We start from the raw sequence: 12339 nt of genomic DNA on the forward strand, positions 1-12339 counted from the left end.
GCATGGCCCGCTTCACCGCCATGCACCGATTTGCCAGGTGGCACATCTGGCTGGGCTGGCTGGCGGCACTGCCGTTGCTGCTCTGGACGATCAGCGGGCTGGTAATGACCCTGCGCCCGATCGACGAAGTGCGCGGCGAAAACCTGCGGCGCGGGCCGGGCCTGCTTCAGACGGACATGCTGACCGCCCCGCGCCTGGCGGTCCCGGTCAAACGTCTGACCCTTATCGAAGAGAACGGCGCGCCGGTCTGGATCGCCACCGACAGCCAGGGCAACCAGAGCCGCTATGCCCAGGACGGCACGCCCCTGCCCGGCGTGAGCGAGGCCGAAGCGCGCGAGCTGTCCCAAGCTGCCTTTGCCGGTTCCGCCGCGCTTGTTTCGATGCAGCGGTTCAGCGCGGAAGCCTCTCCGCTTGATCTGCGCCGCCCGCGCCCGTCATGGCGGGCCACCTTCGCCGACGGCACCCATGTCTATATCGATGCCGATACGGGCGAAGTCGTGGCCCTGCGGACGGAATACTGGCGGTTCTACGACCTGATGTGGGGCCTGCACATCATGGACCCGATGGGGCGCGAGAATACCAGCCATGCCCTGCTGTGGATTTTCGCGACGGTGGGAATCGTGTCCAGCCTGCTCGGCACGGTGCTGCTGTTCCGGCGACGCAAGCGGAGGATCGGCGCATGAACCCCGACATCCCACAAATCCCCGCTATTCTCGACATTGCTGGAATTGCCGTCTTTGCCCTGTCCGGAGCGCTGCTTGCCGCGCGGCTGCGCCAGACCTTCGTGACTATGGGCTTCTTTGCCCTTGCCACCGGGGTCGGCGGCGGATCGGTGCGCGACCTGTTGATCGGCGCCCCGGTATTCTGGGTGCGCGATCCCTGGGTCGCCGCAGTCTGCCTGGGCGTCGCCCTGGTCGCCTGGTTCACGCCGCGCCGTTGGTGGGAGGGTCAATTCCTGGAATATGCCGACGCCGCGGGTCTGGCCGGCTATGCCGTACTCGGCACGGCCAAGGCCCTGGCCTATGGCGTGACTCCCGTTCCCGCGGTGACCATGGGCATCATCACCGGCTGCGTTGGCGGCGTGATCCGCGACGTGCTGGCGGGCCGCCCGTCAATCCTGATGCGCCCGGAGCTTTACGTCACCGCCGCCGCGCTGTCCTCCGCCCTCTGCGCGGCAGGCATGATGATCGACGCCCCGCGCGAACTGGTCTGGACCCTGGCCGGAGCCGCAGGCTTCGCCCTCCGTGCCTCGGCCATCCGCTTCGGCATCCACCTTCCCGCTTACAAGCGCGAGGACGCGTAAACCACTCTGAAACGCAGGGCTGAAATCAGGAAATCCGGTCCAGTTCCTTCAGCGGACGGCTGGCGTCGGCCAGGTCGTCGGGCGCAATCACCGCGCCTTCTTCCACCAGTTTGCGGGCCTGGACGTAATCCTTGATCGCGTTGACGGAGTCGCTGGCGATCAGCTTGCCGTTCTTGAGATAGAGGACCGAGAAGCTGCGGCTGGCCGGGTCGCCGCGCAGGACGGCTTGGTCGTGCCCGCCGGACAGGCCGACGGTCTGCAGCTTCAGGTCATACTGGTTCGACCAGAACCACGGCGTTGCGGCATAGGGCTGCGCGTCGCCGGTGATCGCCTTGGCCACGCAGCTCGCCATGTCGTTGGCGTTCTGGACGCTTTCCAGGCGGATCACCGCACCATCGGCAAAGCGGTTGGAATGCGCCGCGCAGTCGCCAATGGCATAGACGTTCGGCAGGCTGGTGCGGCAGAACTGGTCCACGTCCACGCCGTTGCCGCCAGCCGCTCCAGCGCTCAGCAGCGGACCGACAGCGGGGATGATACCGATGCCGACGATCACCAGCTGGCATTCCACCACCGAACCATCGGCCAGGCGCACGCCGGTGACGCGGTCGGTGCCTTCGATTGCCTCCAGCCCGGTTTCGGTGCGCAGGTCAACGCCGTGGGCGCGGTGTTCGGCCTGATAGAAGGCGGACAGCTCTTCCCCGGCGACGCGCGCCAGAACGCGCGGCAGCACTTCCAGCAGAGTCACTTCCTTGCCCAGCTTGCGCAGCACGGCGGCAGCTTCCAGGCCGATGTAGCCCCCGCCGACGATCACCGCGCGCTCCACATTGGGGAGATCGGCCAGGATCGCATCGGCATCGGCGCGGTTGCGCACGCCGTAAACACCCGGAAGGTCTGCGCCCGGACAGGTCAGACGGCGCGGATCGCCGCCCGTCGCCCAGACCAGATCGCCATAACCGATGGTCCGGCCATCCTGCAGAGTCACGGTCTTGTCGGCGGGCTGGACCGAGACGACTTCGGCATTGAGGACCAGGTCGATCCCCTTCCCTTCCCAGAAATCGGCGGGACGGATCAGCAGGCGCTCCCACGCCTTGTCGCCCAGCATGTATTCCTTGGACAGCGGGGGCCGTTCGTAGGGCGGTTCGCTTTCGCGCCCGACCAGCGCAATGGTGCCTTCAAAGCCCAGCTGGCGCAGCTGAATCGCTGCATAGGCTCCGCCCTGACCGGCTCCAACGATAACAACATCATAATTCATTGCGCGACTCAGCCTCCGTGCTTGCGCTTCTCATAGCGCCGACCGGCCTTCGCACAATCCTGTTGCGCCGGGAAAAGGCCGCGCTACGCTAGGTTTCAAGGGAGGACTTACCGAGATGAACGGTGCTGAAGCATTCATTGAAACGCTCTACAACTGCGGGGTCGAAGTGTGCTTCGCCAACCCCGGAACCTCGGAAATGCAACTGGTTGCGGCGGTTGACCGGCAGCATGGAATGCGCGCGATCCTGGGCCTGTTCGAAGGGGTCGTGACCGGCGCGGCGGACGGCTATGGCCGCATGGCGGACAAGCCCGCGATTACCCTGCTTCACCTCGGCCCCGGCCTTGGCAATGGCCTGGCCAACCTGCACAACGCGAAGAAGGCGGGCAGCCCGATCATCAACATGGTTGGCGATCATGCCACCTATCACCTGCACTTTGATGCGCCGCTGACCTCGGACGCGGCGGGCGTGGCCCGGCCCATGTCGGACTGGGTGCGCATCTCGAAATCGAACCGCGACCTGGCGCAGGCCGGGGCGGAAGCCTACAGCGTGGCGATGGGCGGTTATCCCGGCAAGATCGCCACCGTAATCGTGCCGGCCGACCATGCCTGGACCGAAGGTTCCGCTCCGGTCGCCGCGCCCGCGATTTCTGCTGCTCCGCGCGCGCCCCATGCAGCCATTGCTGCTGCCATAGATGCGCTGAAGGCGGAAGGCGGCGCGAAGTGCCTGTTCCTTGGCGGGCGGGCCCTGCGCGAGGATGCCCTGCATCAGGCCGGACGGATCGCGGCTGCAACCGGCTGCCGTCTGGTCGCCGAAACCTTCGCCACCCGCCACCAGCGCGGCGCGGGCCGGGTAGCGGTGGAAAAGCTGCCCTACTTCGGCGAACAGGCCGAAGCCTTCCTGAAGGATTTTGGCACCATCGTGTTCTGCGGGGCAGAGCCGCCGGTTTCCTTCTTCGCCTACCCGGGCAAGCCGAGCTGGCTCTCGCCGCCCGATGCCAGCCTGGTCCGGCTTGCCTCGATGCGCGAGGATGCGCTGGACGCGCTGACCGCGCTGGCCGATGCGCTGGATGCTCCGGCAGAGCCTGCGCTGGTTCAGGCACCGACCCAGTTTCCGGCGGAACCGGGCAAGCTGAACAGCGCCAGCCTGGGCGCGATCCTGGCCGAACTGCTCCCCGAAAACGCCATCGTTTCAGACGAAGGGGCAACCCAGGGCGGCGCTGCGATGCTGATGTGCGCGGGGGCGAAACAGCATGACTGGCTGCAACTGACCGGCGGTGCCATTGGCCAGGGCCTGCCCGTGGCGGTAGGCGCTGCGGTCGCCTGTCCGGACCGCAAGGTGATCGCCCTGCAAGCGGATGGTTCGGGCATGTACACCGTCCAGTCGCTGTGGACCATGGCGCGCGAGAACCTGGATGTAACCACCATCGTCCTCAACAACGGCTCCTACGCGATCCTCAACATCGAACTGATGCGGGTCGGCGTGCAGAACCCCGGTCCCAAGGCGCTCTCGATGCTGGACCTGCGCAATCCGGGGCTGAACTGGGTGCAGATGTCGGAAGGCATGGGCGTGCCTGCGGTGCGGGTCGATACGGCGGAAGGCTTCCGCAAGGCGCTGGGAGAAGCCCTGGCCCACAAGGGCCCACGTCTGATCGAGGCGATGCTGTAGGGCAGTGATAGCCCCCAAAAAAACCCGCTCAGGCTGAGCTTGTCGAAGCCGGTTTGCCGAAACCGCACCGACCCTTCGACAGGCTCAGGGTGAGCGGGCCAATTAGCGCCTAAGCAAGGATTGAACGATGGGCGATTCCCTCAACCTTCTTCCCGCCAGCTTCGCCGATTTCCGGCGCGCAGCGGAAAAGCGGCTGCCGCGCTTCCTGTTCGACTACATCGACGGCGGCGCGGGTGCGGAAGTGACCCTACGGCGCAATACGGCGGACTGGGAGGCGGTGCAGCTGACGCAGAAGGTGCTGCGCGATGCCTCGCGCATGGACTGTTCGGTCGACCTGTTCGGCGAGCAGCTCGCCCTGCCGCTGGTCCTGGCCCCGATCGGCATGGGCGGGATGAGCGCGCGGCGCGGCGAAGTGCAGGCCAAGCGGGCGGCGGACAAGGCGGGCATTCCCTTCTGTCTCTCCACCGTGGGCATCTGCACGCTGGAGGAAGTCGGCGCGGTGAGCGACCGGCCCGCCTGGTTCCAGCTCTACATGCTGAAAGACCGGGGCATCGTGCAGGAAATCCTGGGCCGGGCCTGGAATTCGGGCGTGCGGACGCTGGTCTTTACCATCGACCTTGCGGTCCTTGGCACGCGCTACCGCGACATCCGCAATGGCATGGCGGGCGGACTTGGCCCGTGGGGACGGCTCCGCTCTGGCCCGCTCGACTGGCTGCTCCACCCGCGCTGGGCCTGGGACGTAGGCCTGAAAGGCGGACCGCACGGCTTCGGCAATATTGCCATGTACGTGAAGCAGTCAAAGAACCCGCGCGATTACCTGCACTGGACCGGCACGCAGTTCGACGCTTCGGTGACCTGGAAGGACATCGAGTGGCTGCGGCAGGTGTGGAAGGGCAACCTGGTGCTCAAGGGCGTTCTCGATACGGACGACGCCCGGCAGGCCGTGGCCGTGGGCGCGGACGGGATGATCGTCAGCAACCATGGCGGGCGCCAGCTGGACGGTGTCGCCTCCACCGCCACCATGCTGCCCCGCATCGCCGATGCCGTGGGCAGCGATACGACCCTGCTGGTCGATGGCGGCATCCGCAGCGGCCAGGACCTCGTCCGCGCCCTGGCCCTGGGCGCCAAGGCAGCGCTGGTCGGGCGGCCCTGGGTCATGGCCCTGGCGGCAGGCGGAGAAGCAGCTCTGTCCCGCTATCTCGGCCTGGTCAAACAGGACATGCGCACGGCCCTGGGCCTGTCCGGCGCCATCAACGCGCGCGACGTGGGGCGCGGGGTGTTATTGTAATTCGGTAAACCCTCCCTGTGGCGGCAAGCCATGGGGAGGTGGCAGCGCATAGCGCTGACGGAGGGGCAAATGGCGCGACAGACGACCAGAGCAACCGTCCTGAAAGCCAGAACCCTGCGCAAGGAGCGCTCGTTGCCAGAGGTGCTGTTGTGGCGAGAGCTCAGGCAATCAGACCTGAAGTTCCGCCAGCAACATCCGATTGGTCGTTTCGTAGTGGATTTCTACTGCCCATCAGCGAAGACCTGCTTCGAGATAGACGGGATCGCCCATGACATGGGTGATCGGCCGGAACGCGATGGCCAGCGGACAACATGGCTGGAAGCACAAGGTTACAAGGTGGTGCGTATCGCCGCGCGCAACGTGCTGGCGTCACCGGCTGAAGTCGCCGATGCGCTGATCCGTTTGTGCAAAGGCGATAGCTAAGCAGCCCCTCCACCACTTTGCTGCGCAAAGCGGTCCCCCTCCCCATTGCTGCGCAACGGGGAGGTTCGAAGCAATTCTCCCTGTGGCCGCAGGCCATGGGGAGGTGGCAGCGCGAAGCGCTGACGGAGGGGCTATTGGCGCAGCCGGAAGTATCTGAACCTATCGCCCCGTAAACGCCGCCGGACGCTTTTCCAGGAACGACTTCACGCCCTCGGCGAAATCCTCGCTGGCAAACAACGGCAACAATTGCAGGTAGACGTGCTGAACGTGGGTATCGAAGGTTTCGTCCAGGCCCATGCGCATCAGGCGCTTGGACGCGCGGACGGCCATCGGGGCGTTGGCGGCGATTTCCAGGGCCATGGCGCGGGCTTCGGCGGCCACGCTATCGGCGGGAACGACCTTGTTGACCAGCCGCTCGGCCAGGCAGTCTGCGGCGTTCAAAGTGCGGCCGGTGAAGATGATTTCCGCCGCCTTGGCCCAGCCTAGCATCCGCGGCAGGAACCAGGTGCCGCCGCTTTCGGGCACCACCCCGCGCTTCACGAAGGCCGCCGCCAGCTTGGCATTGTCGGCCATGATGCGGATGTCGCAGCCCAGCGCCAGGTCCATGCCATAGCCCGCAGCTGAGCCATTGAGCGCGCAGATCACCGGCTTGTCCATCGCGAACAGCACGGTGGGCGGCGTGTTGCGCAGGTCGATGGTTTCGGGCGGGCGGCGATCCTTGCCGCCGATGCCTTCGCCGCTGGAGGCTTCGTTGAGGTCGAGCCCGGCGCAGAACGCGCGGCCCGTTCCGGTCAGGATCACCACCCGCACATCGGGGTTTTCGTTCACGGAAACCAGCGTGCGGGTCAATTCATCCAGCATGGCGGACGAGATCGTGTTCATCCGTTCCGGCCGGTTGAGCGTGATGGTCGCAATGTGGTCGGAAATTTCGAAGATCATCGCGCTCATCAGGGGCTCTCCTATGCCAGTACCTTGCCGGGGTTCAGAATGTTCTTCGGGTCCATCGCGGTCTTGAGACTGCGCATCAGCGCGATCTCTTCGGGCGAGCGGGTGATTTGCAGCCAGTCGCGCTTTTCCAGGCCAATGCCGTGTTCGGCGCTGATCGAGCCGCGATGCGGGACCAGGGCGGTATAGACCAGTTCCTCGATCCGGTGCCGCGTTTCCGGCGTGAACGGCTGTGCGCCCAGGATGATGTGCAGGTTGCCATCGCCGATATGGCCGAAGACCACCAGCTTCATCGTCTCGCCAAAAGCCTCGCGCGCGCTGGCTTCCAGCGCTTTGACATAGCCGTCCATCGCCACGATGGGCAGGCTGACATCAAAGGTAACCGCAGGCAGGGTACGGAGCGACAGCGTCTTGATATCGTCGCGGATCGCCCAGATTTGCGCGGCCTGGCCCTCGCTGGCGGCAATCACCGCGTCGAAGGCAATGCCCTGCTCCAGCGCCTCGCCCAGCACGGCTTCAAACAGGTCGGCGTCGCGCGCCTGGTCGGTGCCGCTGGCTTCGACAATCACGTAATAGCCATGCCCGCCGGGCAGCGGCGGGTTGTGGGTGCCCTCGTCCACCGCGATCAACTGGTAAAAGCTGTTCCACATGACTTCGAACGAAGTCAGCATCGCACCCAGCCGCTTGCCCGCGTGGACGAACAGCGCCTGGACCGCGTCAAAGCTTTCGCAGGCGAGCAGCGCGGTGTTCTTGGAAAGCGGCGCGGAATGCAGTTTCAGCACGGCGCGGGTAACGATGCCCAGCGTGCCTTCGGTGCCGATGAACAGCTGCTTCAGATCATAGGCCGCGTTGTTCTTCAGCAGGCTGTTCATGGCGGAGATGACCGTGCCATCGGCCAGCACGGCCTCGATCCCCAGCACGTTGTCGCGCATCATGCCATAGCGCACGACCGAGTTGCCGCCCGCATTGGTGGAAATGCCCCCGCCAATAGTGGCCGTGCCCCGCGCGCCCCAGTCAACCGCGAACTTCAGGCCCTCCGCGGCCGCCGCTTCGTGCGCGGTCTGGACTGGACAGCCCGCGCCCACGGTCATGGTCCGCCCCACCGGGTCGATGGCCTCGATCCCGCGCATCCGTTCCAGCGAAATCTGGATGTCGTCCGGCTGGCAATCCGCGCCGTGGACCAGCCCGGTATAGCCGCCCGCCGGTACCACCGTCTGCCCGGCGGCGTGGCACAACTTCATGACCGCAGAAAGCTCCGCCGTGCTGGCCGGGCGCACGATGGCTTTCGCCTGCACGTGACTGAGCCCCATGAAATCGGCAGCGCGACCGGAAACGTCCTCTCCGGTCAACAGGCCCTGGGGGCCGACGATCTGGGCGATTTGCTGGAGGATTTCGGTCATTGCCGCCTATCTCCTACTCCGTTCGTGGTGAGGAGGGGACTGAGCTTGTCGAAGGCCCCGTCTCGAACCACCGCGCTGCACGGCAGTCCTTCGAGACGCGTCTTCGACTTCGCTCAGCCGCTCCTCAGGACGAACGGCCAAGAGCGAGGCAGGCCAAAGCTGGCCTGCCGCTCCCTTTAGATCCGCTCGATGATGATCGCCGGAGCCATGCCGCCAGCGGCGCACATGGTGATCAGGCCATAGCGGCCACCGGTCCGCTCCAGTTCGTCCAGAGCCGTGCCGATCAGGATCGAGCCGGTCGCGCCAATCGGGTGGCCGAGCGCCATGGCGCCGCCGTTCGGGTTCACCTTGGTGCGATCAAGATCGAGGTCGCGGATGAACTTTTCCGCGACGACGGCGAACGCCTCGTTGATTTCCCAGTGGTCGATGTCGTCCTTCTTCAGGCCAGCCTTTTCCAGCACCTTCTTCGCCGCCGGAACCGGGGCGTTGAGCATCAGCGTCGGGCAATCGCCCTGGTTGGCATAGGCGACGATGCGGCCGCGCGGCTTGAGGCCGTGCTTGTCGGCATATTCCTTGCTGGTGATCAGGATCGCAGCAGCGCCATCGACGACGCCCGACGAGTTGCCGGCATGGTGCACGCCCTTCCAGTCGAGTTCGGGATAGACGCGCTGGATCTGCTTCTTGAAGGTCACCCCGCCGCCCAGGTCAAAATCGGCCATGGCGTCAAAGCTGGCCTTCAGCGAGGACAGGCCTTCCATGGTGGTTTCCGGGCGGGGGAATTCCTCGTGATCCAGCGCCACGGAACCGTCTTCGTTGTAGACAGTGACCAGCGACTTGTCGAAGCGGCCTTCCTTGATCGCGCGGGCAGCGCGTTCCTGGCTGACCAGGGCCAGCGCGTCGAGCGCCTGGCGGTCGATCCCTTCGCGCGCGGCAATGGCGTCGCCGCAGACGCCCTGGTGGCTTTGCGGGTGGATTTCATCGAGCGCGCGGTTGCCCGAACCCATGCCCAGCGGCTTGATCCCGGCATTGGCCAGTTCCGCGCCATAGGACGAGGTGAAGCTCATCATTTCGGTACCGCCCGCGATCACGCAGTCTTCCATGCCCGACATGACCGTGGCCGCCGCCAGGTTCACCGAAGTGATGCCGCCGCCGCAGAAGCGGTCCAGCGTGGTGCCCGATGCCGAGATGTCATAGCCGGCGGCCAGCGCGGCCATGCGGCCCAGGTCGCCGCCCTGCTTGCCATTCTGGCTGGAGGTCGACCAGATGATGTCATCCACCGTGCTGGTGTCGAGGTTGTTGCGGTCACGGATTGCCTTGAGGCAGGTCGAGGCGAGGTGCTGCGGGTGCAGGTGCGACAGCGCGCCCTTGCCCGGCTTGCCAATCCCGCGCGGGGTGCGGACTGCGTCGATGATATAGGCTTCGGCCATGTCAGTTACTCCTTAGGGGTACGATCAGGCCAGCATGCCGGAAAGGCGCTGGCGGATAATGGTTTCGGCATCGGCAACGATCCGGCTGACCAGTTCCTGGCAGGTCGGAATGTCGTGGATCAGGCCCTGGACCATGCCTGCGGTCCAGATGCCGTGTTCGGTATCGCCGCTTTGCAGGCCTTCGCGGCCCCGCACGCCCTTGACCAGTTCGGCCACGGCTTCGAACGGCTTGCCTTCGGCTTCAGCGGCCACAACCTGCTGCGCGATGCCGTTCTTGGCCACACGGGCCGTATTGCGGAAGGTGCGGAAGATCAGCGCGGTGTCGCGCTCGTCATGATCGACCATCGATTGCTTGAAGTTCTGGTGGATCGGCGCTTCGACCGTGGCGCAGAAGCGGGTGCCCATGTTGATACCCTCGGCGCCCAGCGCCAGGGCTGCGGCCAGACCGCGCCCATCACCAAACCCGCCCGAGGCGAGCAGCGGAATCTTCACCTTGTCCGCCGCTGCGGGGATCAGGATCAGGCCCGGAATATCGTCTTCCCCCGGATGCCCGGCGCATTCGAACCCGTCGATGGAGATCACGTCCACCCCGGCCTTTTCCGCCGATAGGGCATGGCGAACAGCGGTGCACTTGTGCAGGATCTTGATGCCGGCAGGCTTCATCATTTCCCACAGTTCGCGCACGGCGGGCGTGCCTGCGGTTTCGACGATCTTTACCCCGCTGTCGATGATGACCTGGGTGTAAGCCTTGTAATCCGGCGGATTGATGGCGGGAAACACGGTCATGTTCACGCCGAAGGGCTTGTTGGTCATGCTCTTGCAGCGTTCGATTTCAGCGGCGAGAGCCTCGGCGCTCGGCTGGGTCAGCCCGGTGATGATGCCCAGGCCCCCGGCATTGGAAACGGCGCTGGCCATTTCCGCCGTGCCCACCCACTGCATCCCGCCCTGAACGATAGGATGTTCGATGCCGAGCAGTTCAGTAATGCGGGTCTTGATTGCCACTGGGGCCTCCTCTCTGGATTGCTTTGAGTCGCGGTTTAACCGATCAGTTAAATTTGGCAATGAGGAACCTGCGGCTCGCTGCGATATTGCTTAAATTAAGCATGTCTATTATATGGGTGACATGCTGAGTCTCCCCTACCTGCTGTCCGACAGCGCGCGCCTGCTGCGCCGCGCGTTCGACGCGCGGGTGCGGACGCTGGGAATGACCAGCCGGCAGGCCCGCCTGCTGCTGATCCTCCACGTGACCGAGGGGGAGAACCAGGGCTATTACGCCGAACTTCTTGAGGTTGAGCCGATCTCGCTCACCCGCATGGTGGACCGGATGGAGGAAGCAGGGCTGATCGAGCGTCGCCGCGATCCGGCCGACCGCCGCGCCTGGCGCCTGTTCCTGACCGACCGCAGCCGCTGCGTGATTGACCAGGTCCGCGATTCCCTGACCGGTCTGGAAGACGAAATGCTGGCCGGGCTTGAACCCCAGCAGCGCGAGGCGCTGGGCCAGATGCTTGAATCCATCCGCGAGAACTTTTCCAACCTTCGCCCCCTGCCCGAGGTAAACCATGGCTGAAGCCGATCCCCAGCTGGCCGAAAGCGCCGCCAGCGCAGCCGAAACAACGCCTGCCAAGAGCCCACGCAACTGGAAGCGGCTGGGCCTGATGCTGTCGCTGCCGATTGCCCTGCTGATTGGCGGGCTGGTCTATTGGCAAAGCCTGCAAGGACAGGTCAGCACCGACAATGCCTATGTCCACCTAGACAAGGTATCGGTCAGCGCCCAGGTTGGTGGGCAGATCGTTGACGTCATGGTGAAAGAGAACCAGCACGTCAAAGCGGGCGACCTGCTGTTCCGGATCGACCCGGAGCCGTTCCAGATCCAGATCGCCCAGGCCGATGCGGCCATTGCCAATGCCCAGGCGAGCGAGATTGCCGCTGCCAATTCCAGCGCATTGTCCGGGGCTGACATTTCCGCCGCGCGCGAAAACATCGCCTTTGCCCGCTCCAATCTGGCGCGCCAGGAAGCGCTATGGAAGAAGGGCTTTACCACCAAGGCCGCTTATGAAGCTGCCCAGCACCAGGTCAGCGTCGCGCAGGAGCAATTGAGCCTGGCCGAGGCCAAGCGCGACGAAGCGGCGGCCAAGCTGGCTTCGGGCAGCCAGCTTCCCGGGGTCTATCCGCAGGTCGCCTCTGCCACGGCCCAGCGCCGCGTGGCCGAACTGAACCTGCGCCGCACCGAAGTCCGCGCGCCGGTTTCAGGCATTGTCGGACAGGCGGACCGCCTCCAGGCCGGGCAGGACATCATTTCCGGCGTGCCGGTACTCACTCTGGTTGCCGACGGCACCGCCTATGTCGAAGCCAATTTCAAGGAAACGGACCTTGGCGACATGCGCATCGGCCAGGCAGCGCGGGTTCATTTCGATGCCTATCCCGGCCTGAAGCTGAAAGGCCATGTCAGCTCGATCGGTGCCGGAACCGGCAGCGAATTCTCCGTCCTTCCGGCGCAGAACGCCACGGGCAACTGGGTCAAGGTGACGCAGCGCGTGCCGGTGCGGATCATCCTGGATGAACCCAGCCCGCGTCCGCTGATTTCCGGCCTGTCGACCCACGTCACGGTCTATACCGACGGTCGCAAGCTCTAGGC

At 65.3% G+C, this 12339-nt stretch carries 12 protein-coding genes; 7 read left to right on the plus strand and 5 right to left on the minus strand.

The annotated features are described in order from the left end of the window. Positions 1-2 precede the first annotated feature (2 nt). Both ACQKOE_RS05240 and ACQKOE_RS05245 read left to right on the plus strand, forming a co-directional pair. On the plus strand, positions 3-683 hold the full coding sequence (locus ACQKOE_RS05240) for a PepSY domain-containing protein (protein WP_427511840.1): 681 nt from the start codon (positions 3-5) through the stop codon (positions 681-683). Continuing rightward, entirely contained in the window at positions 680-1303 is a 624-nt protein-coding gene (locus ACQKOE_RS05245; RefSeq protein WP_427511841.1) for a trimeric intracellular cation channel family protein, read from the plus strand. The genes ACQKOE_RS05240 and ACQKOE_RS05245 overlap by 4 nt, the downstream gene beginning before the upstream one ends. A 25-nt stretch (positions 1304-1328) precedes the next feature. Here the strand turns inward: ACQKOE_RS05245 and ACQKOE_RS05250 are convergent, their stop codons facing one another. Then, entirely contained in the window at positions 1329-2555 is a 1227-nt protein-coding gene (locus ACQKOE_RS05250; protein ID WP_427511842.1) for an NAD(P)/FAD-dependent oxidoreductase, read from the minus strand. 115 nt (positions 2556-2670) lie between these two features. Between ACQKOE_RS05250 and ACQKOE_RS05255 the strand changes: the two genes are divergently transcribed. The 3 genes from ACQKOE_RS05255 to ACQKOE_RS05265 all read left to right on the plus strand — a co-directional run bounded on the left by ACQKOE_RS05255 (position 2671) and on the right by ACQKOE_RS05265 (position 5932). Further along, complete coding sequence (locus ACQKOE_RS05255) at positions 2671-4221, plus strand: acetolactate synthase large subunit (RefSeq protein ID WP_427511843.1); 1551 nt, start codon at positions 2671-2673, stop codon at positions 4219-4221. Positions 4222-4348: 127 nt separating this feature from the next. Next, positions 4349-5509, plus strand: coding sequence for an L-lactate dehydrogenase (locus ACQKOE_RS05260; protein ID WP_427511844.1), 1161 nt, complete (start codon positions 4349-4351; stop codon positions 5507-5509). A 69-nt stretch (positions 5510-5578) separates the two neighbouring features. Continuing rightward, positions 5579-5932 carry an endonuclease domain-containing protein gene (locus tag ACQKOE_RS05265; protein WP_427511845.1) on the plus strand — a complete coding sequence of 118 codons (354 nt, stop codon included), beginning with the start codon at positions 5579-5581 and terminating at the stop codon, positions 5930-5932. A gap of 159 nt (positions 5933-6091) precedes the next feature. Here the strand turns inward: ACQKOE_RS05265 and ACQKOE_RS05270 are convergent, their stop codons facing one another. The 4 genes from ACQKOE_RS05270 to ACQKOE_RS05285 form a co-directional block, all read right to left on the minus strand. Further along, positions 6092-6880, minus strand: a complete 789-nt coding sequence (locus tag ACQKOE_RS05270; RefSeq protein WP_427511846.1) for an enoyl-CoA hydratase/isomerase family protein — start codon at positions 6878-6880, stop codon at positions 6092-6094. 11 nt (positions 6881-6891) lie between these two features. Beyond that, complete coding sequence (locus tag ACQKOE_RS05275) at positions 6892-8277, minus strand: FAD-binding oxidoreductase (protein WP_427511847.1); 1386 nt, start codon at positions 8275-8277, stop codon at positions 6892-6894. Positions 8278-8453: 176 nt separating this feature from the next. Continuing rightward, positions 8454-9704 carry an acetyl-CoA C-acetyltransferase gene (locus ACQKOE_RS05280; RefSeq protein ID WP_374590962.1) on the minus strand — a complete coding sequence of 417 codons (1251 nt, stop codon included), beginning with the start codon at positions 9702-9704 and terminating at the stop codon, positions 8454-8456. Positions 9705-9728: 24 nt separating this feature from the next. Then, complete coding sequence (locus tag ACQKOE_RS05285; protein ID WP_427511848.1) at positions 9729-10706, minus strand: NAD(P)H-dependent flavin oxidoreductase; 978 nt, start codon at positions 10704-10706, stop codon at positions 9729-9731. Between the two features lie 121 nt (positions 10707-10827). Between ACQKOE_RS05285 and ACQKOE_RS05290 the strand changes: the two genes are divergently transcribed. Both ACQKOE_RS05290 and ACQKOE_RS05295 read left to right on the plus strand, forming a co-directional pair. Further along, on the plus strand, positions 10828-11271 hold the full coding sequence (locus tag ACQKOE_RS05290; protein ID WP_427511849.1) for a MarR family winged helix-turn-helix transcriptional regulator: 444 nt from the start codon (positions 10828-10830) through the stop codon (positions 11269-11271). Next, complete coding sequence (locus ACQKOE_RS05295; protein ID WP_374590969.1) at positions 11264-12337, plus strand: HlyD family secretion protein; 1074 nt, start codon at positions 11264-11266, stop codon at positions 12335-12337. Before ACQKOE_RS05290 ends, ACQKOE_RS05295 begins: the two co-directional genes overlap by 8 nt. The last annotated feature ends 2 nt before the right edge of the window (positions 12338-12339 follow it).

The organism is Novosphingobium sp. NPDC080210, from assembly GCF_050281025.1.
Taxonomy (GTDB): domain Bacteria; phylum Pseudomonadota; class Alphaproteobacteria; order Sphingomonadales; family Sphingomonadaceae; genus Novosphingobium.

Bases quoted from the DNA above. Each gene is read 5' to 3' on its own strand.
- ACQKOE_RS05255 (WP_427511843.1), top strand. From the start codon at position 2,671: ATGAACGGTGCTGAAGCATTCATTGAAACGCTCTACAACTGCGGGGTC.
- ACQKOE_RS05295 (WP_374590969.1), top strand. From the start codon at position 11,264: ATGGCTGAAGCCGATCCCCAGCTGGCCGAAAGCGCCGCCAGCGCAGCC.
- ACQKOE_RS05265 (WP_427511845.1), top strand. From the start codon at position 5,579: ATGGCGCGACAGACGACCAGAGCAACCGTCCTGAAAGCCAGAACCCTG.
- ACQKOE_RS05270 (WP_427511846.1), bottom strand. From the start codon at position 6,880: ATGAGCGCGATGATCTTCGAAATTTCCGACCACATTGCGACCATCACG.
- ACQKOE_RS05275 (WP_427511847.1), bottom strand. From the start codon at position 8,277: ATGACCGAAATCCTCCAGCAAATCGCCCAGATCGTCGGCCCCCAGGGC.
- ACQKOE_RS05250 (WP_427511842.1), bottom strand. From the start codon at position 2,555: ATGAATTATGATGTTGTTATCGTTGGAGCCGGTCAGGGCGGAGCCTAT.
- ACQKOE_RS05280 (WP_374590962.1), bottom strand. From the start codon at position 9,704: ATGGCCGAAGCCTATATCATCGACGCAGTCCGCACCCCGCGCGGGATT.
- ACQKOE_RS05290 (WP_427511849.1), top strand. From the start codon at position 10,828: ATGCTGAGTCTCCCCTACCTGCTGTCCGACAGCGCGCGCCTGCTGCGC.
- ACQKOE_RS05260 (WP_427511844.1), top strand. From the start codon at position 4,349: ATGGGCGATTCCCTCAACCTTCTTCCCGCCAGCTTCGCCGATTTCCGG.
- ACQKOE_RS05245 (WP_427511841.1), top strand. From the start codon at position 680: ATGAACCCCGACATCCCACAAATCCCCGCTATTCTCGACATTGCTGGA.
- ACQKOE_RS05240 (WP_427511840.1), top strand. From the start codon at position 3: ATGGCCCGCTTCACCGCCATGCACCGATTTGCCAGGTGGCACATCTGG.